The sequence below is a fragment of the Pelagibacterium limicola genome (assembly GCF_015694405.1).
GTDB classification, from domain to species: Bacteria; Pseudomonadota; Alphaproteobacteria; order Rhizobiales; family Devosiaceae; genus Pelagibacterium; species Pelagibacterium limicola.
On record NZ_JADQDB010000001.1, the window covers coordinates 406,446 to 431,048 of the forward strand.

Genomic DNA, 24,603 nt, shown 5'->3' on the forward strand with positions numbered 1-24,603 from the left:
CCTACTCCTCGTAGGAATGCCCGGCCCGCAATCCGTCACGGACGCGGGCGGCGATTTCGAGGAACTCGGGTGTTTCGCGGATATCGAGCGGACGTTCCCGCGGCAGGGTCGAGTCGATCACATCCGTCACCCGCCCCGGGCGCGGGCTCATCACGACGATCTTGGTTGAAAGATAAACCGCCTCCGGGATCGAATGCGTCACGAAGCATATAGTCTTGTTGGTCTTCTCCCAAAGCTGCAAAAGCTGCTCATTGAGATGGTCGCGCACGATCTCGTCCAGCGCCCCGAATGGCTCGTCCATGAGCAAGAGATCGGCATCGAACGCCAGCGCCCGCGCGATCGAAGCGCGCTGCTGCATGCCACCCGAGAGCTGCCAGGGATATTTCTTCTCGAACCCTGAAAGATTTACGAGCTCTAGCGTGCGCGCAATCCGTTCCTTTTGTTGGGCCTTGCTATGCCCCATGATTTCGAGCGGCAGCGCGACATTCCGCTCGATTGTGCGCCAGGGATAGAGCGCCGGCGCCTGAAACACATAGCCATAGGACCGGTCCTTGCGCGCCTTATCCGGCGTCGTGCCATTGACCGTGATCGCCCCGGCTGTCGGTTGTTCGAGATCGGCAATAACACGCAGAAACGTCGTCTTCCCGCACCCCGAAGGCCCGATGAACGAGACGAACTCCCCCTTGCCAATGGACAAATTCACGTCCGACAGCGCATGCACCGGCCCGTCGTTGGTTTCAAACGTCAGACCAAGCCCGCGCGCCTCGACAACCGCCGTGCTGATATCGACTCCGTTGTCTGCTTCGGGCATCGTCATCAGCACCTGTCCACCGCGCCCCATTGCAGCCCATCGGCGTCATAAACATCATAACCGTCGGCACGCTCGTGGCTTTTGACAACCCTCATCAGCGAAACCGTCAGTTCCACTTCACCCTCGTGAGCACAGATTGCAGTTATGGCATGTCCCATATTTGTAAGCGGCGACACGGACGCAAATTCGCAATAGGTCGCGTAGGTCTCATAAGCCTGCGGCGTCAGCAACTTCACATCGTCCGCCTCGGCAATGCCTTCGACTGCAAAGCTGCACCCGGCCGCATTCCCGTAATCGACCTCTATCCAATCCGTCTGCGCGAATGCGGGTGATGTCGCAGCAATTGCCGCCACCGCCAAACCCCATGCCCATCGCCCCACCTTCATACCCCCGTCGCCGGAATCCCCATCCGCTGGACCTTACGCGGGGCGGTGATCTCCTTCCATTGCGACAAAGCGCGATTCACAGGCATGTTGGGCTCACGCGCCACGAATTTCCCGTGACCCGGCTCATGCTTCATCGTGGATTCCTCCACCGACACCTTGCCGCGCGCCATAACGAAGCGCGGAAGGCCTTCGACCTCGACACCTTCAAAAACATTGTAGTCGATTGCCGATTGCTGCGCGCTGGCCGAGATCGTCTTTTTCCGCTTGGGATCCCACACGACGATATCGGCATCGGCGCCCTCAAGGATCGCCCCTTTCCTGGGGTAGCAATTGAGAATCTTGGCGATGTTGGTCGAGGTTACGGCAACGAACTCGTTCATCGTCAGACGGCCGGTATTGACCCCCTTGGTCCACAACACTGGCATCCGGTCCTCGAGCCCGCCTGTCCCGTTCGGGATTTTGGCGAAATTGCCGACCCCGAACCGCTTCTGTTCCGTCGTGAAGGCGCAATGGTCTGTCGCCACCACCTGCAAGGAGCCCGATGCCAGCCCGGCCCAGAGCGAATCCTGATGGAGCTTGTTGCGGAAGGGTGGGCTCATCACGCGCCGTGCGGCATGGTCCCAGTCAGGATGTGCATATTCGCTCTCGTCGAGCACGAGGTGCTGGATCAGCGGCTCGCCGTAAACCCGCATCCCCTTGGCCCGCGCGCGCCGGATCGCCTCATGCGCCTGCTCACAGGATGTGTGCACCACATAAAGCGGCACCCCCGCCATATCGGCAATCATGATCGCCCGATTGGTCGCCTCGCCCTCGACTTCCGGGGGGCGCGAATAGGCGTGGGCTTCCGGCCCGTTATTGCCAGCATCGAGCAGCTTCTGCGTCAATTGCGCGACAACGTCGCCATTCTCGGCATGGACGAGCGGCAGCGCACCCAACTCGGCGCAGCGCTGGAACGACGAATACATCTCGTCGTCATCCACCATCAGCGCCCCCTTATAGGCCATGAAGTGCTTGAAACTCGTGATCCCGCGCTTGACGGTCTCCTCCATCTCCCGCCACACCTGCTCGCCCCACCAGGTGATCGCCATGTGGTAGGAATAATCGCAGGAGGCCTTGCCGACCTTGTTGTCCCACATCGAGAGAGCTTCGAGGAGCGACTGGCCGGGGCTGGGCAGGCAGAAATCCACCACCATCGTCGTCCCACCCGAAAGCGCGGCCCGCGTCCCGCTCTCGAAATCGTCGGACGAATAGGTGCCCATGAACGGCATCTCGAGATGCGTATGCGGATCGATCCCGCCGGGCATGACATAGCAGCCGGAGGCATCGAGGGTCGTATCGCCCGAGAGCTTCTGGCCGATCTCTACAATCGTCTCGCCCTCGACTTTGACATCGGCCTTGTAGGTCAGGTCGGCGGTTACGATGGTGCCGCCCTTTATGACTGTACTCATGGTCAATCCCCTCTCGATTTCGCCCGGCTGAAATCACCGCCGCGGCGCGACAAATCCATTCAGCGCTGCAACGTTGCCAGCTTGGCCCCGAACCCGATCAGCACCACGCCCGTCACCCCCTTGAGCCAACGCCGCACTGCCCCGCTTCGCACGATCGTTCCCACGCGCGCGATAACGGCGATCATGATGCCGAACCAGACCAGATTGATGAGCGAATGGACCAGCACCAGAACGAAGGTATGCTGCGCATCGAACGCTCCTACCGGGACAAATTGAGGGAACGCAGCGAGGTAGAACATCGAGACCTTCGGGTTCAGCAGGTTGGTCAGCATCCCCTCGCCGAAGGCGATGGTAAGCCCCCGCTTGCGCCGTGCAGGCGTCACCGCTTCCACCTTCCCACCTCGCCACGCCTCGCGCAGCGACTTGAAACCGAGCCAGCACAGATATGCCGCCCCGGCCAGCTTGAATGCGGTGAAAAGGTCTGCCGACGTCGCCAAAATAAGCGAGCCACCCAGCAGCGCGAAAACCCAGTGGCAATAGAAAGCAACCATGAACCCGGCGATATTGGCGAACCCCGCCAACGCTCCCGATGTCGGCACTGTCTTCGCGATCAAAACCCCGTTCGGCCCTGGCGAGATCACCAGTAGTCCGGCCACGATGGCAAAGGACAGAACCTGTGACACGTCGAAAGTCACCCTACGATCTCCGCCGTCTCCAGCACCGCGTGCAGCAGCACGTCGGCGCCAGCCGTTGCCCAGGCCTTTGTGATCTCTTCGGCCTCGTTGTGCGAAAGCCCATCGACACAGGGACACATGACCATCGCCGTCGGTGCGACCCGGTTGATCCAGCACGCATCGTGCCCCGCCCCCGAAACGATATCGCGGTGCGAGTAGCCCAGCCGCTCCGCCGCATTGCGCACCGCGGCCACACAATCGGGGTCGAACGCAGGAGGGTCGAATTGCCCGACGATCTGGCTGGAAAATTCCACGCCCAGCGCCTCGCAGAGCTTGGGTGCCTTCTCCTCGAGCTCGGCGACCATTGCATTGAGTGTATCGATGATGTGCGAGCGGAAATCGATGGTGAACACCACCTTGCCCGGGATGATGTTGCGGGAATTGGGATAAACGTCGACATGCCCGATGGCGCCCACCGCATTGGGCTGATGCTTCATGGCAATCTCGTGGACAAGCTCGGTCACCTGCGCCAGCCCGCGCCCGGCATTCCTGCGCATGGGCATCGGGGTGGAGCCGGTGTGGCTTTCCTTGCCGGTGACCGTGCATTCGATCCAGCGCAGCCCCTGCCCGTGCGTGACAACACCGATATCCTTGCCTTCGGCCTCAAGGATCGGTCCCTGCTCGATATGAAGCTCGAAGAACGCCTTCATCTTTCGCGCGCCGACCTCTTCATCGCCCAGCCAGCCGATGCGCTTCAACTCATCCCCGAATTTCAGCCCCTTGGCATCCACCCGGTCATAGGCCCAGTCGAGTTCATGCACGCCCGCAAACACTCCCGACGCCAACATGGCCGGAGCAAAGCGCGTGCCTTCCTCATTGGTCCAGTTGGTGACAACGATAGGGTGTTTTGTCTTTATGCCAAGGTCATTGAGCGTGCGGACCAGTTCCAGCCCACCCAGCACACCGAGCACGCCATCGTATTTCCCGCCCGTCGGCTGCGTATCGAGATGGCTCCCGACATAGACAGGCAGGGCGTCCGGATCAGTCCCTTCGCGACGGGCAAACATGGTGCCCATCTTGTCGACACCCATCGTCAGGCCAGCCTCGTCGCACCAGCGTTTGAACAGGTGGCGCCCCTCGCTGTCCGCATCGGTCACCGTCTGGCGATTATTGCCACCGGCAACGCCCGGACCAACCTGCGCCATCTCCATGAGGGCATCCCATAGCCGGTCCCCGTTGATCCTGAGATTGTCACCGAGTTTGGCCATGCGTCCTGCCCCCTACAACGTCGGAAATGTGAACTGCGCGCCCGATTTTATGCCTGCCGGCCAGCGCGTGGTCACCGTCTTGAGCCGCGTATAGAAATGCACGCCTTCAGGTCCATAGATCGAATGATCACCGAAGAGCGAGCGCTTCCACCCACCGAAAGAATGATAGGCCACCGGCACCGGGATCGGCACGTTGACGCCCACCATGCCCACCTCGATCTTGTCGGCAAAATCGCGCGCCGCGTCGCCATCGCGGGTGAAAATCGCAACGCCGTTGCCATATTCGTGCGCGTTGATCAACTTGACCGCGTCGGCATAGTCGGGCGCCCGGACTACGGAAAGCACCGGACCGAAGATTTCCTCGCGGTAGATGGTCATGTCGGTCGTCACGCGATCGAAAAGCGTACCGCCGACATAATAGCCGTCCTCGTAGCCCTGGAGCGAGAAACCCCTCCCATCGACCACAAGTTCGGCCCCTTCCTCGACGCCCTTGTCAATATAGCCCACCACCTTGTCGCGGTGCATCGCGGTCACCAGCGGCCCCATCTCGGCATCCTTGTCAGTCGCAGGGCCGATCTTGAGGCTTTCAACGCGCGGCTTGAGCTTTGCGATCAGTGCGTCGGCGGTCCTTTCGCCCACCGGCACCGCGACCGAAATCGCCATGCAGCGCTCCCCAGCCGATCCGTACCCGGCCCCCATGAGAGCGTCGGCGGCCTGGTCCAGATCGGCATCGGGGAGGATCACCATGTGGTTCTTGGCGCCGCCAAGCGCCTGCACGCGCTTTCCGGCCCTCGTCCCACGTTGATAGACATATTCGGCAATCGGGGTCGACCCGACAAAGCTCACAGCCATGATGTCGGGATGGTCGAGAATGTGATCGACCGCTTCCTTGTCCCCATGAACCACATTGAGCACCCCTTCCGGGCACCCTGCTTCCATCAGCAAATCCCACGCCAGCATCGGCGCTGACGGATCGCGCTCGGAGGGTTTTAAAATGAACGCGTTCCCGCAGGCTATCGCGGCGGGATACATCCACATCGGCACCATGGCCGGGAAGTTGAACGGGGTAATCCCCGCAACGACGCCCAGCGGCTGCCGGTCGGCGTAGCTGTCGATGGCCGGACCGACATTACGCGAGAACGTACCCTTCAAAAGCTCGGGAATTCCGCAGGCATATTCGACGCATTCGATCCCCCGCTGCACCTCGCCCAGCGCATCGTCATGGGTCTTGCCATGCTCGCGCGAAATCTCGCGCGCCAGATCGGCGGCATGCCTATCCAGCAGTTCCTTGAATTTGAACATCACCCGCGCCCGCTTCAATGGCGGGGTGTTCCCCCAAGCCGGTTGTGCGGCCTTGGCGCTCGCGACGGCCGCATCGATTTCGGCAGTGGTCGACAGCGGCAATTCGGCGATCTGCTCACCGGTTGCCGGGTTGAATACGGGCGCGCGCCGCCCGGAGGACGAAACGGCGCGCTTGCCCGCAACTGCATTCTCGATCACCTGCATCAGTCGATCTCCCCGAGCACTGTACGGATCGTATCGACAATCTGGTCGATGTGGCTCTTTTCAACAATCAGCGGTGGCGACAGGGCGATGATGTCGCCTGTCGTGCGGATCAGCACGCCCTTCTCGAACGCCTTGACGAACGCCGCAAATGCCCGCTTGGTCGACTCGCCCGCAATCGGCTCGAGCTCGATGGCACCCACCAGCCCGATATTGCGGATATCGATCACATGGGGTGCGCCCTTCAAGGAATGCAACGCATTTTCCCAGTACCCTCCAAGCTCTTGTCCGCGTGTCAGCAAGCCCTCCTGCTTGTAGGTCTCTAGCGTCGCAAGCGCCGCCGCCGAGGCAATCGGATTGCCCGAATAGGTATAACCGTGGAAAAACTCGATGAGATGCTCGGGGCCCGTCATGAAGGCGTCGTGAATCTTGCTTGAGGTGAGCACCGCGCCCATCGGGATTACCCCGTTGGTCAGCCCCTTGGCGGTAATCATGATGTCCGGCACGACCCCGAAATAGTCGGCCCCGAACGGCGTCCCGAGGCGTCCGTAGCCGGTGATGACCTCATCGAAAATCAACAAAATGCCGTACTTGTCGCAAATCTCGCGCAGGCGCTTGAGATACCCCGGCGGCGGAATGAGCACGCCCGTCGAACCCGCCACCGGCTCAACGATCAGCGCCGCAATCGTCGAGGCATCGTGCAGCGTTATGATCCGCTCGAATTCGTCCGCCAGCTCGACCCCGTGCCGCGGCTCGCCGCGCGAAAAAGCGTTCTTGGAGAGCAGATGCGTATGCGGAAGATGATCCACGCCAGCGAGCAGGGTCCCAAACATCTTGCGGTTGGCGACGATCCCGCCCACCGAAATGCCGCCGAAATTGACCCCGTGATAGCCTCTCTCGCGCCCGATCAGCCGCGTCCGCGAGCCCTGCCCGATCGCTTTCTGATAGGCCAGCGCCACCTTGAGCGCTGTTTCGACCGATTCCGAGCCCGAATTGGTGTAGAGCACATGATCGAGCCCGTCGGGAGCCAGATCCACCAGGCGGTTGGCCAACTCGAACGCCTTGGGATGCCCCATCTGGAAAGCGGGCGCATAGTCAAGTTCGGCGGCTTGCCTCTGGATCGCTTCGGTGATCAGCGGCCGGCAGTGCCCGGCATTGACGCACCACAACCCTGCTGTTCCGTCCAGCACTTGTCTTCCGTCGGCTGCGGTGTAGTGCATGTCTTTGGCCGCGACGAACATGCGCGGCGCTTTCTTGAACTGCCGGTTTGCCGTAAACGGCATCCAGAACGCATCAAGATTATTGGGTATTGTCGCACTTCCCTCGGTCATCCGCCCCTCGTGTCGCTATCGGCTGCTGTGCAAATCGCAGGAAAGTGCAGCCGCCGGTCGAAATTTTTTGACCGATTGGAAAAATTCTAGCACTCTGGATGCAAGGTTCAAGGCAATAATTTTGCCGCTGCGCTTCAAAATCTGAAAAGCCTCACGCGCGGCCCGACATGACCATTGACGGCGCACAGCTGAGGAGGCACTTGCAGTTCCATGGGCACAGATACCGACACCGCAAAGCCGGCCACCCGCATCCAGCGCGAAAAGCAGGAAGCGATCCTGGAAGCCGCGCTCGATGTGTTTTCCCAATACGGTTTTCGCGGGTCGACCATCGATCAGATTGCCGAGGCGGCGGGGATGTCCAAGCCCAATCTCCTCTATTATTTCAAGTCCAAGGAAGATATCCACGCGCCTCTCCTGGCGCGGATTCTCGATACATGGCTCCAGCCCTTGCGCGAGCTTGACGCCCATGGCGACCCCCTGCCTGAAATACAGTCCTATATCCGCCGCAAGCTCGAGATGAGCCGCGATTTCCCCCGCGAAAGCCGCCTCTTTGCCAACGAAATGCTGCGTGGCGCACCGGGCTTTCACGGAGTGCTGCATACCGATCTCAAGAAACTGGTGGACGAGAAGGCCGAAGTCATCAGAAGCTGGATGGCCCAGGGCAAGATCGTCAAATGCGATCCCTATCACCTGATTTTCTCGATCTGGGCCACCACCCAGCACTACGCCGATTTCGACATCCAGGTGCGCGCCGTGTTGGGCAAGGAACGGGGCGGCGAAGGCCGTTTCGAGGATGCCGCCCGCTTCCTCGACCAGCTTTTCCTGCATGGGCTCAAGCCCAAGAACTAGCTATTTATCCGGCGAAAAATAGAGAACGATCAGTCCAAGTCCGGTGGCGATTGCCCCGGCGGCTACACTCGCCGTCACCCAGCCATGCCCCGAAAAGCCCTCATAGACGATGACAAAACTTGGTACGAGATAGCTGTAGGACATGACCTTCGATGCTGGCAGCCGCATTGAGGCGTACTGCATCAGCGCGAAGGTCACTATCCCGGTAAAGATCGACAGATACCCGACCACCACCCAGACGACCGGGGGCAGCGCAAGCCAATCCGTCGCAATAATTTGCGGTAATCCATAGAGCGTCAGGCAGAATGCCGTGCCCACCAGAATATAGAACGTCGCGAGCGATTGCGGGTCGCCGCGATTGAGTCGGCGCAACAATGGCGCAAACAGCGCATGCGCAACGCATCCGGCAAAAAAGATCGCCTCCCCCTGCCCGACGCGGAAGTTGAGCAAGGCGTCAACGCTGCCGCCGAAAATGACCCAGATCGACCCGCAAGCCGCAACCAGCAGGCTGACGAACAGGGTCGGCCCGAAAGTCTGCCCGGCAAGAAGCAGTCCAAACCCAACCGTCATCAGCGGCGTCAGCGTGAACACAGCGCTCGTCGAAACCGGGGATGTCATGGTGAGCGCGATGAACATAGTGACGAAATAAAACGCCATCAGCCCGCCAAGCACCACATAGCGCCACGGCGCTTTCGGCCAGACGAATTTCTGCCGTCCAAGCCCGAACACCACCCCCGCCATTGCCGCCACCGCAACGACATAGCGCACCACATTGAGCGAAACCGGATCGATATGAGGAAGCGCACGCGGCGCCATCGTAAACGAGCCTGCAATCAGCGAAGCGAATACGACCATAGCCAGATGGCCGCGCAGTTTTTCTGTGCCAGTGGCATGCAAAACGAATGAGGTAACCTTAGTCATGCCACTTCGCTAGCACGAAATCAGAATGTATACATCTGCGATTTTATCGCTCGCCTACACCAGTTTTTATTCCGCAGGCTCCTTCGCCTTGGCCATCGGATTGTTCGGATGCGTTGTCCAGTTGGCGTAGTGATCGGGCACGCGGTGGCCCGTCCGTTCGTCCATCATGCCGCCTGGAATCTGCTCCATCGTTATGCAGTCTTCAACGGGGCAGACATTGACGCACAGATTGCATCCGACGCACTCCTCGTCCTTGACGACAAACATGCGCTTGCCATCGATCATATTGGTGATCGCCTGGTGCGAGGTATCCTCGCAAGCGATGTGACAGCGCCCGCACGAGATGCAGAGTTCCTGGTTGATTCGCGCCTTGGTGACATAGTTGAGGTTGAGATATTGCCAGTCGGTGACATTGGGCACCGCCCGCCCAACGACCTCGTCAACCGATGAAAAGCCTTTCTCATCCAAATAGTTCGAGAGGCCTGTAATCATCTCTTCGACGATCTTGAACCCATAGGTCATCGCAGCGGTGCAGACCTGCACGTTCCCCGCCCCAAGCGCCATGAACTCAACCGCATCGCGCCAGGTGGTAACGCCACCGATGCCCGAAATCGGCATTCCACGGGTCTGCGCGTCGCGCGCGATCTCGGCCACCATATTGAGGGCGATGGGCTTCACCGCCGGCCCGCAATAGCCGCCATGCGTGCCCCTGCCATCGATCGAGGGCTCAGGCGAGAACGTATCGAGATTGACCGCCGTAATCGAATTGATGGTGTTGATGAGACTTACGGCATCGGTCCCGCCCGCATGGGCGGCGCGGGCCGGCTTACGGATATCGGCGATATTGGGGGTCAATTTGGTGATGACCGGCATCCGCGTGTACTGCTTGCACCAGCGCACGACCATTTCGACATATTCGGGCACCTGCCCGACGGCGGACCCCATGCCGCGCTCGCTCATCCCGTGCGGACAGCCGAAATTAAGCTCGATCCCGTCCGCCCCGGTTTCTTCGACCAGCGGCAGGATAGCCTTCCAACTTTCTTCGTCGCACGGAACCATGATCGAAACGACGACGGCACGATCCGGCCAGTCGCGCTTGACCTGCTTGATTTCTGCCAGGTTGACGAAGAGATCCCGATCGGTGATCAGCTCGATATTGTTGAGCCCCAAAAGCCGCCGATCCGCGCCCCAGATCGCGCCATAGCGCGGGCCGTTGACATTAACGACCGGCGGACCTTCCTCGCCCAGCGTCTTCCAGACGACACCGCCCCACCCCGCCTTGAAGGCGCGCACGACATTGTAGGCCTTGTCGGTCGGCGGCGCCGAGGCCAGCCAGAATGGGTTGGGAGACTTTATACCGACGAAGTTTGAACGCAGGTCAGCCATTTGCTCCTCCCATCAAAGCCCGGTTGATGCTCTCGGCCGCATCGCGCCCGGCTGCGACGGCGGCAACTGTCAAATCCTCCCGCGCATCGGCGACGCAATCGCCTCCAGCCCACACGCCAGGCATCGAGGTCCTCCCCTCGCCATCCACACGGATACGCCCGCCTTCCATTTCGATTGCGGCCCCGCTGCCATTGAGGGCAGCCGCAAGGAATGTCTGCCCGATGGCCTTGAAAACCTGATCCGCCGGCAGGGTCAGGCTCTCGCCCGTCCCCGCAAGCACGCCGTTCTCGAGCCTTGTGTATTCAAGCTCGATACCCGTCACCTTGCCGTCCGCGGTCAAAACGGCCTTGGGACTTAACCAATGCCGGATGGCTACGCCGGCCGCCGCCGCGAGGTCCTGCTCATAGAGCGAGGCATTCATATACTCCTTACCGCGCCGGTAGCAGATCGTAACCTCCTCGGCCCCGAGGAGTTTGGCCTGCACAGCCATATCGACGGCCGTCATTCCCCCGCCGATCACTACGACCCGTCGCCCTATGGGTAGCGCCGACAAATCCCGCGCCTGCCGCAGCTCTGCGATATAGTCCACGGCATTTGAAGCTGCGGTCTCGCCCTCCGACCGCAGCGCATTGACGCCCCCCAGCCCCATGCCAAGGAATACGGCATCGAAATCCTCGGACAGTTGGCCGATTGAAATATCGCGCCCCAACGCCTTGCCGGTCTCGATGGTAATCCCGCCAATGGCGGTCACATAATCGACTTCAGCCTGCGCGAAATCCTGAGTGCTTTTATAGGCCGCGATCCCGTATTCATTGAGCCCGCCGGCCTTCTCGCGCGCGTCGAATATCGTCACCTCATGCCCGTGCATCGCCAGCCGGTGCGCACAAGCCAGCCCCGCAGGCCCGGCGCCCACCACGGCAATCCGCTTGCCCGTGGGGGCGGCCCGCTCGTAGAACTGAACGCCTTCGGCAATTGCAACATCGGTGGCGTAACGCTGCAAGCGCCCGATCTGCACCGGTTTACCCTCTGCGGCTTCGCGCACGCAGGCTTCCTCGCACAGCGTCTCGGTCGGACAAACCCGTGCGCACATGCCACCCAGTATGTTCTGGTCGAAAATCGTCTTGGCCGATCCCACTGGATTGTCCGTCGCGATCTGGCGGATGAACATCGGAATGTCGATCGCGGTCGGGCAGGCCGTCATGCACGGCGCGTCGTAACAGAAATAGCACCGGTCGGCCTCGACACGCGCCTCGTGCCCGGAAAAAGGCTCGTGAAGATCGGAGAAATTCTCCGCATACTGATCGGCCGCGAGGCGGCCAGCAGCGATACCGGTGAGGAATTGGCCTTGCGCCATGACAGACACCCCCTCAGATGTTCCCATCAGAAGGTGACGCTAGCGCGGTTCCAATTTTTTATCAATCGGTAAAAAATCACTTTTTGCCGACCGGCAGGGCGAGGCAGAAAAAGGCCCTGTAGCCGGCTTTGGCGCTCCGGATACAGGGCCGAGGGGCAGGCCTCACTCCTGCAGGACTCTACTTAGCGCACATAAACATGACTGTAAAGATCATATTTATCTATTCAGCAATTTTGCCCCGGCAGGGAAACTTTGTCCCTATGGGATTCGAGCAAGCGTTACGCCTAAATCAGTTGAGTTCTATGCCCAGGATCTCGATGCCAAGACGCGTGCGCATGGCCCGCCGCTTATCGGTGAGATCGGCGATCGTATAGGAGCGCAGGACATTGAAGAACGCCTCGAGCGCCTCTGCCAGCGCCCCGTTGAGCTCGCATCCGCCCACCAGCGGACAAACCGTATCCCCGCCCTCGAAACATTCGGCCAGCGCAAAGTTCTCTTCCGTCAGCCTTACGACATCGAGCAGCGTGATTTCCGACGCTGCCTTGGCCAGCCTGATGCCCCCATGCCGCCCGCGCACGGTCTCGAGCAGATGGTTTTCGACCAGTGGCTTGATGAGCTTGAAGAGGAAGAGCTCAGATATGCCGTATGCCTTGGCGATATCGCTCACCCGCGATAGATCGGGCGCGTTGACAGCGCAATACATCAGCGTGCGGACGGCATAACTGGTCTGACGGGTTAACCGCATCTGGCGGGCCTTTTGCCATGAGAATCGAAAAATACCGTCCACAGGTGCATGCTTCAGGCCGCTTCAGATTATAACAATTCTAAACTATGTCAACAAAAGCTGAACCAATATCTCATATTAAACGCCGCCATTTTCCCTTCCCTTTTTGCGCCCCCGTTCTAGGATTTCGACGGCAAATTCGATTCCTGGAGGCCTGATGGCGCGCAAGATCATTATCGACACCGACCCCGGACAGGACGATGCCGTCGCCATCCTGCTTGCCCTGGCTTCCCCCGAAGAAATCCACGTGCTCGGTATCGTGGCCGTCGCGGGCAATGTCGGCCTCGCCCAGAACGCGAAGAACGCTCTCAAGGTCGTCGAGCTTTCGGGTCGCACCGAAGTCCCCGTTTATGCCGGCTGCCCGCGTCCATTGATGCGCAAGCTCGTCACCGCCGAACACGTTCACGGCCAGACCGGACTCGACGGCCCCGATCTTCCCGAACCGGCAAAGAAGCTGGAGACGCCTCACGGCGTGGACTTCATCATCGAGACCCTGATGCGCGAACCGGAGAATACGGTAACGCTCTGCGCGCTCGGCCCGCTCACCAATCTCGGCATGGCACTGGCCAAGGAGCCGCGGATCGCCCCGCGTATCCAGGAAATCGTCCTGATGGGCGGCGCCTATTTCGAGGTCGGCAACATTACGCCCGCTGCCGAATTCAATATCTATGTCGACCCCGAAGCCGCGGCTACCGTTTTCGCCTGTGCCGCGCCGATCGCCATGATGCCGCTCGACGTGACGCACCGCATGCTCGCTACGCCTGCGCGCGTCGCCGCCTTCCGGGCCATCGGGAACCGAACGGGCGCCGCGGTCGCCGATATGCTCGGCTTTTCCGAACGCTTCGACCTTGAAAAATATGGCTGGCAAGGCGCGCCGCTCCACGACCCATGCGTCACCGCATACCTCCTTGCTCCTGAAATCTTTTCAGGCCGCAAATGCAATGTCGAGATCGAAACCAACAGCGAACTGACCCGAGGCATGACCGTCGCCGACTACTGGCACGTGACAGATCGCCCCCATAACGCCACCTTCATCCGCGAGGGCAATTCCGATGCGTTTTACGCACTTTTGACCGAACGCCTCGCCCGCCTGCCCTGATTTGGAGACCGGAATGTCCCACTTCGTTTCCACCGACTGGCTCAACGCACATCTGAACGATCCCGATGTGACAATCGTCGACGGCACCTGGCACCTGCCCAATGCGGGCCGGAATGCCGCCGCTGAGTTCGAAGCCGGCCATATCCCTGGCGCGGTGCAATTCGATATCGACAGGATCGCCGATACCTCTGCCGGCCTGCCGCATATGCTGCCCGACGCGGCGACGTTTGCGCTCTTGGCGGGCGCGCTCGGCCTCAGCGCGGAAAAGACTATCGTCGTCTACGACGAATACGGTCTCTTCTCAGCGCCCCGCGTGTGGTGGACCCTCAGGGTGATGGGTGCAGCGGACGTCAAAATCCTGGAAGGCGGCGGCCCGAAATGGCGCACCAAAAACCGCCCTCTCGAAACAGGCCCGGCAAACCCGACGCTGGCTACCTTCAAGGCGCATCGGAACGACGATGCCATTGCCAGCTTCGATACCGTCCTCTCCGCCATCCGCTCAGGCGGACAGATCCTCGACGCCCGCCCCGCCCCGCGATTTGCCGGCGCCGCCCCCGAACCGCGCCCGGGCCTCCGCGCCGGCCACATGCCCGACGCTCGCAATCTCCCGTTCTCCGACCTGATCGCCGACGGCAGGCTCAAAGCACCGCAAGATCTCCAGGCGATTATCAGGAATGCTGGAATCGACCCCTCCGAACCCGTCATCACCTCATGCGGCTCGGGCGTGACCGCCGCCGTTCTCGCCCTCGCGCTCGATACGATCGGCGCCAGCAGGGTCATGCTCTATGACGGCTCCTGGGCCGAATGGGGCGCCCGTGACGACGCTCCCGTCGAAACGGACTAGGCTGCCTGGGAATCCGGCGCGGTAACACGGTTCCGGCCGTTCCGCTTGGACAGATAGAGCGCGTTATCCGCCTTGCGCAAAAGCGTATCAAGGCTCTTGCCGGCCTTCTCGGCAAATGAGACGCCCGCGCTCACCGTGCATGTGATCTGTTTGCCGTTGGCATCGTGAACCATGCGCGCAGCCGACGCCCGCACAAGCTCCGCCAGCGCCAGCGCCTCCATTGTCGATCGATCAGGCAAGATCAGTACGAACTCCTCGCCGCCCAGCCGGATCGCCATGTCGCGCGGCTCAACGAGTCCTTCGAGCAGCCCCGCGAAATTCCTCAGCACCATGTCTCCAACGGCATGGCCATACGTATCGTTAAGCACCTTGAACTCGTCGAGATCGAGCACAATGATACCGGTATTTTGGGGCACTACTTCGCCCTCATAGAACTCGAACAGCGCGCGCCTGTTCCTGAGCCCGGTCAGGGCATCGGTCAGAGCGTTATGCTGGTGCCGCCGCGAAATGCGTTCCTGATGCACCGTGATGAGCAGCCCGCCGATCCCCGTGAGCGCAATAACCGATGCCACGAGATTGAGCACTTCCGCCCAATTCTGAGGAGAGCCGTTGACTAGATAGAGCGGGGCTTCCTGGATGCCAACGATTATGCACAACACGAAGGTTGCCGCCAGGAAATGGTGCAAGCAGGCGATGATCGTGATCGAGGCCCGGGATTCCGAGCGCATTCGCCAATACCCTACTCCGCAATAAAAGACCAATGCCGCGCTGAAGCCATTGACGAGCCAAAAACCGAGTCCATCAAAGCCCAGAGCAAAGGCCGTCGCCAGCGGCAAGGCCCAGATAGCCGACAGCACAATAACCGTCCGTACCGGTAAACGGCCGTCCCGAAATTGCACAAGGCCGCCATAATGTAGAGAAATCGCCGTCGTCAGCAGAATGCCGGCTGCTGCGCCGAGGAAAAGATTTCCGCTCGCATTGAAAAACGCAAACGCAGTTACCGACAACACGACAATGGCCATCGAGGCCGACCAGGTCATCAAGAACCCCGATCCGCGTTGACGCAACCAATTTGTAAAAAGTGTAAAACTGAGCGCAGCACCCGAGGCGCCGACCGCCAGTAAAACGGATCCGTAATCAAAATTCATTTTAACAATCCACCGCGTCCCCAGCGGACGATATCCACCAAACCGTTGACAAGCAGTTCATACAAACTTGAAGATTGCCGCAGGCCCGGCACCTCCCGCTAGGGTGAGGGATGCAGCTATCATACCAATCGGACCGCTTCCGAGCGCCTTAGCGCCTGCACAAAATTGCGGCGCAATCGCGCGGACGCGCCTTTTTTGCTTTTTAATTCGGCAAAGTTCTGGTTTTGTGTCTCAGCATGCCCGGCCAGTGGTCCCGGGCTGCGAGGCGTGAAAACAGAACAACAATAACGTAAGGCGTAATGGGGCCAATTCTCGCGATCAGGGACGTTCATAAATCGTTCGGAGACCTTGAAGTGCTCAAGGGCGTCACGCTCGAAGCCAACGCCGGGAACGTCGTCTCCCTTATCGGCTCATCGGGGTCCGGCAAGTCTACCTTGCTACGCTGCATCAACATGCTCGAAGTTCCCAATTCGGGCAGCGTCAGCATAGACGGTGAGGAAATCGCACTTTCTTCCGAAGGCCCGCACCGGCACCCCACCAACCACAATCAGCTCCGCCATATCCGGTCGGAACTGGGCATGGTCTTCCAGTCCTTCAATCTATGGTCGCACATGACGATTCTCGAAAACGTCATGGAAGCCCCGCTGCGGGTGCAGCGCCGCCCCACCGAAGAAGTGCGTGCGCAGGCGATGGATCTTCTCGACAAGGTCGGCATCGCTGCCAAGGCCGATGCCTTCCCCGCCCAGCTTTCCGGGGGCCAGCAGCAGCGCGCCGCCATTGCGCGCGCCCTCTGCATCAACCCCAAGATCATGCTGTTCGACGAGCCGACCTCCGCGCTCGATCCCGAACTGGAAGTCGAGGTGCTGCGCGTCATCAAGATGTTGGCCGACGAAGGCCGCACGATGATACTCGTGACCCACGACATGAAATTTGCCCGCGACGTTTCGGACAAGATCGTGTTTCTTCATCTCGGCCGGATCGAGGAGGAAGGCACGGTCGACGAAGTGTTCGGGAACACGAGATCGGACCGGTTGCGCCAGTTCCTGAGCGCCGCCGGCCATGCCTAACCGGGACATTTGACCATCATGCACGAAGGGCGTTCCGGTTCAATTCACAACCCAAGCTTTCCAGGAGCATAGAAAATGAAAAAGGTGATTATCGCTGCTGCCGCATTGGCAGCCCTTTCCACCGCCGCACAGGCGCAGACCGTGCGTGTGGGCACCGAGGGCGCTTACGCCCCGTGGAATTTCGTCAACGACGCCGGTGAACTCGCGGGCTACGAGATCGATCTCGCCAACGCCATCTGTGAACATGTAGGCCTTGAATGCGAAATCGTCCAGAATGATTGGGACTCGATCATCCCCAACCTGCTTGCGGGTAACTACGATGTCATCATGGCCGGCATGTCGATTACAGAAGAGCGTATGCAGACCATCAACTTCACGCAGGATTATTTCCCGCCCGATCCGTCCAAGTTCGTGGCAGCAGCGGGCGCCGATTTCGATTTCGACAACCTCTCGGGCGTACGCATCGCGGTGCAGAGCAATACCATCCAGGCCGCCTATGCCCAGGAGAATTTCGGCGCCGATAACACGATCCTTTCCTTTGCAACCCCCGACCAGACCATTGCTGACCTTGCCGCAGGCAATGTCGACCTGATTCTGGCCGACGGCAGCTTTCTTGATCCGGTTGTTACCAATTCCGGCGGCGCGATCGCCTTTGTGGGCCCCGATGTCCTGATCGGCGGCGGTGTCGGCGGCGGTGTCCGCAAGGAAGATACCGAACTGCTCGCTACACTTGACGCAGCCCTTGACGCGCTCAAGGCCGATGGCACCGTCGATGCGCTGCGCGCGCAGTGGTTCGATGGCGTAGAGCCCGCTTACACCGAATAACGACAACGACGTCGGGGGAGTGTCGACCACCCTCCCCCGACCTCCAGAGACGGGCTCACCGCGTGGACGCAACCTGGCTAGCGCAATGGGTAGGAGAGGACATTGCCTTCTGGCTGGCCTACCTGACCAACGGCAAGCACCTGCAATGGTACGCAAGTTTCCGCTTCACCATTTTCGCCGCCGTGTTCGGAGCGTTGCTGGCGCTGGGTTTCGGTCTGCTCGGTGCGGTTCTCAAATCCTCGCGCTTTGCACCGCTCCGACTTATCGGCGACGCCTATACGGCGATGGTGCGCGGCATCCCTGATGTCCTGTTCTTCCTCTTTTTCCCCCTCGCCTTCGAGCAATCGGTCGAGTGGGTCTGGTCGCTGCACGTCTGCACCCCGGAATCCATCGCTGCCAGCCAGGCGCCCTGGCCGCCCTGCCGCGAAGCCAATTGGCTGCTTTCGACCAACGAATACCTGATCCTTGCCTGCTTCTCGCTCGGCATAGTCTACGGCGCCTTCACGGCCAACGTCATCCACGGCGCCATGCGCGCGGTGCCAAAGGGCCAGCTTGAAGCCGCCCGCGCCTACGGCATGAGCAATTTGCAGGTGCTCCTGCGCATCCAGGTCCGCCAGATGTGGGTCTATGCCCTACCAGGCATTTCCAATGTCTGGATGTTGCTTATCAAGGCAACGTCACTGCTTTCGCTGCTCCAGATCAGCGATATCGTCTGGTGGGCCGGTCAATTGGGTGCCCCCAATTTCCTGCCTCAGGCGGGCCTTGTGCATGGCGACTGGCGCTGGACCTATTACATCGCCCTTTTCGTCTTTTATATTCTCGTCACCCTCATCTCCGAACGCGTGTTCCGCCGCCTTACCGTCTGGGCAAGGCGCGGTATGCCGGTGGAGGGTTAGATGATGGAAATCCTCGCAAATTTCTGGGCAGAGTTCGGCGTCTTTGCCTATCCGGCGCTGTTCAACATCTACTTCACCGTCACTGCCTTGCCCGCAGGCTTCGTGCTCGCGCTACTGGTTGCCTTCGGCAAGAATTCACGAAATCCGGTCGTTTCAAAGCTTTGTGCCGGCTGCATTTATGCCTTCCGTGGGTCACCGCTTTTTATCCAGCTTTTCATGTTTTACTCGATCATGCTGGCGCTGAACCCCGTGTGGTGGCGGCCGATGGGCATATCGTGGCTGATGATGCATCCGCTCTTCATCGGGCCGCTTGTCGTCGTGCTCAACACCACGGCCTACACCGCTGAAATCTTCTATGGCGCGTTGCGCACCGTGCCGCGCGGTGAACTCGAGGCCGCACGGGCCTATGGCATGTCTTCCTGGCAGGTTTTCCGTACCGTCACATGGCCCAATACAATTCGTATTGCCTGGCCTGCCTATACCAATGAGGTGGTATTCGTCTTTCACTGCACGGCGCTGATTTACTTCACCCTGCCCGTCATTGGCGACCAGAAGGACATCATGAGCAAGGCCAGGGAACTGTTCGAGCGCGACTATAATGCCGTCTTACACTTCTCTATGGCTGCCCTGTGGTTTCTCGCCATATCGCTGGTAATTTTCTTTGTCTTCGGACGTATCTATGAACGCCTCATGCGCCATACGTCGCTCGAAACAGCCAAGCCGAAACTTCGCTTCGGCCCGAAATATCTCCGGTAAATCCTATGACTCTCGAACGCATAACATCGCGCGTCGAAGCCGACGCTCCCGGATCGAGTGCCGAACTCACGCACTTCCGGGTCGGCCCCACCGACGCGTCGATTAAAATCTATATGCAAGCCGCGCTCCACGCCGACGAACAGCCCGGCATCATGGCCATCCATCACCTGCTGCCACTGCTAGAAAAGGCCGACAAGGACGGCAAGCTCCATGCCCGGTTCTCGATCTTCCCGATGGTCAACCCCCTCGGCATGAGCCGCATCGAGTCCGAAACCCATCTCGGTCGCTACGACGCCCGCTCGGGCACCAACTTCAACCGCCGCTGGCCCGATCTCTTCGCGGCGGTGGGCGGAGGAGTTGGGCCCCAGCTCACCGACGACCCATCGGCCAACGTCCGCACGATCCGCAAGGCGGTCAAGAACTGGCTCGATGCGCAAACACCCCAAACAGCGATGCAGAAGCTCCGCCACCGCGTCATGTGCGAAGCCTATGACGCCGATTACGTGCTCGATCTCCATTGCGACGATGAAGCCCTGCCACACCTGTTCGTCACCCCCGATTCGATGAAGGAGTTGGCCGAACTCGCGGACTGGATGGGCTCGGTCGCCCAATTGACTGCCGAGGATTCCGGTGGCGGCTCGTTCGACGAAGTCTGGCCCTCGCTCTGGACCCGCCTCCGCGCCGCTTATCCAGGCAAACCCATCCCCTTCTCGGCCCGGGCCGCAACTCTTGAATATCGCGGCCAGCACGATGTGTTCGATATGCTGGGCAAAAGGGACGCCGAGAACCTTTTCGCCTTCTTCATTGCCAAGGGCTTCATCGATCTGCCCTTGCCGCCAAGGCCCGAACCTGCCCCCGCGCCACTGCCGCTCTCGGCCACGCAAATGCTCCGCGTGTCGAAGCCCGGTCTTCTCGCCTATCGGGTCGAGCTCGGCGATTGGATCGAAAAAGGCCAGCCCGTCGCCGATCTCATCGCCCTCGACGGCCCGCAGGCCTTCATCGGGCGCACCCCGATTCTTGCCGGTACTTCGGGCCGCGTCATCTCGCGTTGCACCAAAAAATACGTTCTCCCGGGCACCTCGATCGCCAAGATCGTCGGCACCGAGCCGCTCCCCGAGCGGCAGGGCTACCTCCTCGAGGATTGATCCCTGACCGGAGCATAGACAAAACGTGGCATCTCGATCTTGAAAACAATCGCCAGCACTCGCAGCGTGAACCCGATTGCGATAGCAGCGACTGTAATGACATCGGCCTGGATGCCCGCCTGCAAACCAAAGAAATAGATGCATGCGGTCACCGCCGAAACGGTGGCATAGAGTTCACCGGAAAAGAGCAGCGGCACATCGTTGCATAGAACATCACGCAACACGCCGCCCACGCACCCGGTAATCATCCCCGCCACAATGACGATCAGAACCGGCTGGCCCATCTCCATTGCCACCATGCAACCCGTCACGGTGAACACAACCAGCCCGAGTGCGTCGAGCAGCAGAAAGGCCATCTTCAGCCGCTCCATGAACCGCGCCACGGCAATGGTGAACAGCGCGGCTGCGACCGTCACCAGCAGAAGCGCAGGTTCTTGCACCCAGATAAGCGGGTAGTGCCCGAGCAGCACGTCGCGCGTGGTCCCCCCGCCCAGTGCGGTCACGCAGCCCAAGACGCACACCCCGAACCAGTCCATGTTGCGCCGCCCGGCAGCCAGCGCTGCCGTCATCGACTCTGCGGCCAGCGCGATCACGAAAACCGTATAAAGAAGCATTCCACTATCCCCGGGTTGGTCTCGGCAGCACCAGAATGGTCGTCACGCCGAGGGCGCTCAAGCGCGATTGCACAGCGACAGGCTTTACCGCTATCGTTGCTTTGCGAGTGTGGGAAGTCTCTGGAGCGATAGTCTATGGCGATTAAAGCCGCGATCTACCATCTCACCCATTACAAATACGACCGCCCCGTCACCCTCGGCCCTCAGATCGTCCGACTCCAGCCCGCCCCGCACTCCCGCACCAAGGTCCTGAGCCATTCGCTCAAGGTCACGCCGTCCAACCACTTCGTGAACGTCCAGCAGGATCCTTACGGCAATTTCCTCGCCCGCTTCGTCTTTCCCGAACCCGTGTCAGAACTGAAGATTGAGGTCGATCTGATCGCCGATTTGACGGTCTACAACCCGTTCGATTTCTTCGTCGAACCGGAAGCCGAAATCTGGCCGTTCAGTTATCCCCATCAGATCGCCCCCGATCTCGAAATCTATCGTCAGCCCGATCCGAACCTCGGAATCCTCTTCCGCCAGTTCCTCGAATCCATCGATCGCACGCCCCGGAACACGGTCAACTTTATCGTCGATCTCAACGCCCGCCTGCAGCGCGAGATTGGCTATATCGTGCGCTTGGAGCCTGGCGTTCAGACGCCCGAGGAAACCTTGCAAAAGGCCAAGGGAAGCTGCCGCGACACCGGCTGGCTTTTAGTCCAGACCCTGCGCCATCTTGGACTCGCTGCCCGTTTCGTTTCCGGTTACCTCATCCAGCTAAAGCCCGACCTCAAGGCTCTCGACGGCCCTTCGGGGACCGATGTCGATTTCACCGACCTGCACGCCTGGTGTGAGGTCTATCTTCCCGGCGCTGGATGGGTAGGCCTCGATCCAACCTCCGGACTTCTAACCGGCGAAAGCCACATCCCGCTTTCGGCTACCCCGCACTATTCAAACGCTGCCCCGATCTCCGGTGTGGCGAGCTTTGCCAATGTCGATTTCGCCTTCGACATGCAGGTCACGCGCGTCGCCGAACACCCCCGTATCACCAAGCCTTTTTCGGAAGAGAGCTGGACCCAACTCGACGCCCTTGGCCACAGGGTCGATGCGGCTCTGCAAGAGATGGACGTCCGCCTCACAATGGGCGGCGAACCCACATTCGTCTCCATCGACGACTTCGAGAGCCCCGAATGGAACGCCGATGCCGTCGGCCCGACCAAACGCGAAAAGGCCGATATTCTCATCCGACGCCTGCAGCACAAATTCGCGCCCGGCGGCTTCCTCCATTACGGGCAGGGCAAGTGGTATCCCGGCGAAACCCTGCCCCGCTGGACCTTCTCGCTCTATTGGCGCAAGGACGGTGAACCAGTCTGGAAAAATCCTGAACTCATCGCGCGGGAAACCTCGGACGCATCGCCTACCGCGAACGAGGCAAAAGCCTATCTCACCGAATTTGCCAATGCGTTGGGCCTCGATGGCTCCGCCGTCCAGCCTGCCTATGAGGACCCCGCCGATTGGGTGCTCAAGGAAGGCAATCTCCCAGAGAACGTCGACCCCACCAATCCCAAACTCAAGGACCCCGAAGAGCGCCTGCGCATGACCCGCGTTTTTGAGCGCGGTCTGAACGAACCGACGGGCTATGTGCTCCCCGTCCAGAAATGGAATGCGCCCGCGCAGGCTTCGCGATGGGTTACCGAGGTCTGGAAAACCCGCCGCGGCAAGCTGTTCCTTGTCGCTGGCGATTCCCCCGTTGGCTACCGCCTGCCCCTCGGCGCGCTTCCCTACGTTCCAGCAACCAGCTATCCCCATATTGTGCCTGAGGATCCATCGATCCCGCGCAAGGCGCTGCCCCCGCGCGATTCTGTGCTGCCCAGACCCGACGAAAAGGACCTACCAGAAGCCCGCTTCACCGCCGACGAGACCATTCAGCAGACGCGCATCGAGCAGCAGATTTCCGACATTGAAGGCGCCGTTCGCACGGCCCTTTCCGTCGAACCCCGCGATGGTCGCCTCACCGTGTTCATGCCGCCCACCGAGAGGCTCGAAGACTATCTCGAACTCGTCGCTGCTGCCGAAACTGCCGCCGAAAAGCTCGGGCTTCCCGTCCACATCGAAGGCTATGCCCCGCCATCGGACCCGCGCCTAAATGTCATCCGCGTCGCCCCTGATCCCGGCGTCATAGAGGTCAACATCCACCCATCGGTCAGCTGGGCCGAATGCGTCGCCACCACTGAGGCGGTCTATGAGGAGGCGCGGCAGTCGCGACTTGGCGCCGACAAGTTCATGATCGACGGAAAGCACACCGGCACCGGTGGCGGCAATCACGTGGTCGTCGGCGGCGAGACGCCGAACGACAGCCCCTTCCTGCGCCGCCCCGACCTCCTCAAGTCGCTGGTCCTGCACTGGCAGCGGCACCCTTCGCTGTCCTACCTTTTCTCAGGCCTCTTCATCGGCCCGACCTCGCAGGCCCCGCGCATCGACGAGGCCCGCCATGATAGCCTTTACGAACTCGAAATCGCGCTCGCCCAAGTCCCCGCTCCTGGTGAGGGCGATGCCCCTGTGCCGTGGCTCGTCGACCGCCTCTTCCGCAATCTCCTCGTGGACGTTACCGGCAACACCCACCGCGCCGAAATCTGCATCGACAAGCTCTATTCCCCCGATGGTACTACGGGCCGTCTCGGCCTTGTCGAGTTTCGTGGCTTCGAGATGCCGCCCAATGCCCGCATGAGCCTTGCCCAGCAACTCCTCATCCGCGCGCTCATCGCCCGCTTCTGGAAATCGCCGCTCCAGGGAAAGTTCATCCGTTGGGGTACGCGGCTGCATGATCAATACATGCTCCCCCATTTCGTCTGGACAGATTTCCTCGACGTGCTCGAGGATCTGCGCGCGCATGGCTTCGAACTCGCACCCGATTGGTTCGCCGCCCAACTCGAATTCCGCTTCCCGTTCTGTGGCGAAATCGAAGTTGCGGGGCACGTCCTCGAAATCCGCCAGGCGCTCGAACCCTGGCACGTCATGGGTGAAACCGGCGCCATTGGCGGCACCGTGCGATATGTCGACTCTTCAGTCGAACGGCTTCAGGTCAGACTCGACGGCGCTAGCCCCGAGCGCTACGCCGTTGCTTGCAACGGTCGCCCTGTTCCACTGCGAGGCACCGGGTCACCCGGAACCAGTGTGGCCGGTGTGCGTTACAAGGCCTGGCAACCGGCCTCGGGGCTTCATCCCGTGCTCCCGGTCGATACGCCGCTGACGTTCGATGTTTACGACACCTGGACCCGCCGCGCGGTCGGAGGCTGCACCTACCATGTCGCCCACCCGGCAGGCCGTAACTACGAGACTTTTCCTGTGAATGCCAACGAGGCCGAGGCAAGGCGGCTTGCGCGCTTTGTGCCCGCCGGACATAGTGCGGGCAATTACGAACTTCCGACCGAAGTGCCTGCGCCCGAATTCCCTCTGACGCTGGATCTGAGGCGACCTCAGCAGTGGTTCTAGATGGAAAAACGCTCAGCCGG

At 60.6% G+C, this 24,603-nt stretch carries 22 protein-coding genes; 9 read left to right on the plus strand and 13 right to left on the minus strand.

The window, feature by feature from the left end; genetic code table 11:
- Position 1: 1 nt before the first annotated feature.
- Genes I2G20_RS02020 through aptA form a run of 7 tightly spaced genes read right to left on the minus strand, consistent with a single transcriptional unit; the run spans position 2 to position 7,421 of the window.
- The gene (locus tag I2G20_RS02020; protein WP_196258202.1) at positions 2-811 is read right to left on the minus strand and encodes an ABC transporter ATP-binding protein; all 810 of its coding nucleotides are present in this window, start codon (positions 809-811) and stop codon (positions 2-4) included.
- Positions 812-816: 5 nt separating this feature from the next.
- Complete coding sequence (locus I2G20_RS02025; protein ID WP_196257998.1) at positions 817-1,197, minus strand: hypothetical protein; 381 nt, start codon at positions 1,195-1,197, stop codon at positions 817-819.
- On the minus strand, positions 1,194-2,645 hold the full coding sequence (gene hydA, locus I2G20_RS02030) for a dihydropyrimidinase (protein WP_196257999.1): 1,452 nt from the start codon (positions 2,643-2,645) through the stop codon (positions 1,194-1,196). The genes I2G20_RS02025 and hydA overlap by 4 nt, the downstream gene beginning before the upstream one ends.
- Before the next feature lie 59 nt (positions 2,646-2,704).
- Positions 2,705-3,340: a LysE family transporter gene (locus I2G20_RS02035; RefSeq protein WP_196258000.1), complete on the minus strand. Its 636-nt coding sequence runs from the start codon at positions 3,338-3,340 to the stop codon at positions 2,705-2,707.
- Positions 3,337-4,587 carry a Zn-dependent hydrolase gene (locus tag I2G20_RS02040; protein ID WP_196258001.1) on the minus strand — a complete coding sequence of 417 codons (1,251 nt, stop codon included), beginning with the start codon at positions 4,585-4,587 and terminating at the stop codon, positions 3,337-3,339. Before I2G20_RS02040 ends, I2G20_RS02035 begins: the two co-directional genes overlap by 4 nt.
- 12 nt (positions 4,588-4,599) lie before the next feature.
- Positions 4,600-6,093: a CoA-acylating methylmalonate-semialdehyde dehydrogenase gene (locus I2G20_RS02045; protein WP_196258002.1), complete on the minus strand. Its 1,494-nt coding sequence runs from the start codon at positions 6,091-6,093 to the stop codon at positions 4,600-4,602.
- The gene (aptA, locus tag I2G20_RS02050; protein WP_196258003.1) at positions 6,093-7,421 is read right to left on the minus strand and encodes an omega-aminotransferase AptA; all 1,329 of its coding nucleotides are present in this window, start codon (positions 7,419-7,421) and stop codon (positions 6,093-6,095) included. Before aptA ends, I2G20_RS02045 begins: the two co-directional genes overlap by 1 nt.
- Before the next feature lie 210 nt (positions 7,422-7,631).
- Here aptA and I2G20_RS02055 point away from each other — a divergent pair, with 210 nt between their 5' ends.
- The gene (locus I2G20_RS02055; protein WP_196258004.1) at positions 7,632-8,270 is read left to right on the plus strand and encodes a TetR family transcriptional regulator C-terminal domain-containing protein; all 639 of its coding nucleotides are present in this window, start codon (positions 7,632-7,634) and stop codon (positions 8,268-8,270) included.
- Here I2G20_RS02055 and I2G20_RS02060 read toward each other — a convergent pair whose 3' ends face one another.
- From I2G20_RS02060 to rirA, 4 genes are all read right to left on the minus strand, one after another.
- Positions 8,271-9,191 carry a DMT family transporter gene (locus I2G20_RS02060; protein WP_246472750.1) on the minus strand — a complete coding sequence of 307 codons (921 nt, stop codon included), beginning with the start codon at positions 9,189-9,191 and terminating at the stop codon, positions 8,271-8,273.
- A gap of 66 nt (positions 9,192-9,257) precedes the next feature.
- A complete protein-coding gene (gene preA, locus I2G20_RS02065) occupies positions 9,258-10,577 on the minus strand; it encodes an NAD-dependent dihydropyrimidine dehydrogenase subunit PreA (RefSeq protein ID WP_196258005.1) in 1,320 nt (439 codons plus the stop codon).
- Entirely contained in the window at positions 10,570-11,931 is a 1,362-nt protein-coding gene (locus I2G20_RS02070; RefSeq protein ID WP_196258006.1) for an NAD(P)-dependent oxidoreductase, read from the minus strand. The genes preA and I2G20_RS02070 overlap by 8 nt, the downstream gene beginning before the upstream one ends.
- 289 nt (positions 11,932-12,220) lie before the next feature.
- Positions 12,221-12,676, minus strand: coding sequence for an iron-responsive transcriptional regulator RirA (gene rirA / locus I2G20_RS02075; protein ID WP_196258007.1), 456 nt, complete (start codon positions 12,674-12,676; stop codon positions 12,221-12,223).
- A gap of 196 nt (positions 12,677-12,872) precedes the next feature.
- Between rirA and I2G20_RS02080 the strand changes: the two genes are divergently transcribed.
- Together I2G20_RS02080 and sseA are read left to right on the plus strand one after the other, a co-directional pair.
- Positions 12,873-13,814 carry a nucleoside hydrolase gene (locus I2G20_RS02080; RefSeq protein ID WP_196258008.1) on the plus strand — a complete coding sequence of 314 codons (942 nt, stop codon included), beginning with the start codon at positions 12,873-12,875 and terminating at the stop codon, positions 13,812-13,814.
- Between the two features lie 13 nt (positions 13,815-13,827).
- The gene (gene sseA, locus I2G20_RS02085) at positions 13,828-14,658 is read left to right on the plus strand and encodes a 3-mercaptopyruvate sulfurtransferase (RefSeq protein ID WP_196258009.1); all 831 of its coding nucleotides are present in this window, start codon (positions 13,828-13,830) and stop codon (positions 14,656-14,658) included.
- Here sseA and I2G20_RS02090 read toward each other — a convergent pair.
- Positions 14,655-15,698 (minus strand): GGDEF domain-containing protein, encoded by a 1,044-nt coding sequence (locus tag I2G20_RS02090; RefSeq protein WP_196258010.1) that lies wholly within the window; start codon positions 15,696-15,698, stop codon positions 14,655-14,657. The genes sseA and I2G20_RS02090 overlap by 4 nt on opposite strands.
- 407 nt (positions 15,699-16,105) lie before the next feature.
- Between I2G20_RS02090 and I2G20_RS02095 the strand changes: the two genes are divergently transcribed.
- The 5 genes from I2G20_RS02095 to I2G20_RS02115 all read left to right on the plus strand — a co-directional run bounded on the left by I2G20_RS02095 (position 16,106) and on the right by I2G20_RS02115 (position 20,495).
- Positions 16,106-16,873 carry an ABC transporter ATP-binding protein gene (locus I2G20_RS02095; RefSeq protein ID WP_196258011.1) on the plus strand — a complete coding sequence of 256 codons (768 nt, stop codon included), beginning with the start codon at positions 16,106-16,108 and terminating at the stop codon, positions 16,871-16,873.
- A gap of 75 nt (positions 16,874-16,948) precedes the next feature.
- The gene (locus I2G20_RS02100; RefSeq protein ID WP_196258012.1) at positions 16,949-17,698 is read left to right on the plus strand and encodes a transporter substrate-binding domain-containing protein; all 750 of its coding nucleotides are present in this window, start codon (positions 16,949-16,951) and stop codon (positions 17,696-17,698) included.
- 62 nt (positions 17,699-17,760) lie between these two features.
- Positions 17,761-18,594 carry an ABC transporter permease subunit gene (locus I2G20_RS02105; protein ID WP_196258013.1) on the plus strand — a complete coding sequence of 278 codons (834 nt, stop codon included), beginning with the start codon at positions 17,761-17,763 and terminating at the stop codon, positions 18,592-18,594.
- On the plus strand, positions 18,595-19,350 hold the full coding sequence (locus I2G20_RS02110) for an ABC transporter permease subunit (RefSeq protein WP_246472751.1): 756 nt from the start codon (positions 18,595-18,597) through the stop codon (positions 19,348-19,350).
- Positions 19,351-19,355: 5 nt separating this feature from the next.
- The gene (locus I2G20_RS02115) at positions 19,356-20,495 is read left to right on the plus strand and encodes a succinylglutamate desuccinylase/aspartoacylase family protein (RefSeq protein WP_196258014.1); all 1,140 of its coding nucleotides are present in this window, start codon (positions 19,356-19,358) and stop codon (positions 20,493-20,495) included.
- Here I2G20_RS02115 and I2G20_RS02120 read toward each other — a convergent pair.
- Positions 20,477-21,109 carry a trimeric intracellular cation channel family protein gene (locus tag I2G20_RS02120; RefSeq protein WP_196258015.1) on the minus strand — a complete coding sequence of 211 codons (633 nt, stop codon included), beginning with the start codon at positions 21,107-21,109 and terminating at the stop codon, positions 20,477-20,479. The genes I2G20_RS02115 and I2G20_RS02120 overlap by 19 nt on opposite strands.
- A 135-nt stretch (positions 21,110-21,244) precedes the next feature.
- On the opposite strand from I2G20_RS02120, the gene I2G20_RS02125 reads away from it, so the two are divergent.
- Complete coding sequence (locus I2G20_RS02125; protein ID WP_196258016.1) at positions 21,245-24,583, plus strand: transglutaminase family protein; 3,339 nt, start codon at positions 21,245-21,247, stop codon at positions 24,581-24,583.
- The last annotated feature ends 20 nt before the right edge of the window (positions 24,584-24,603 follow it).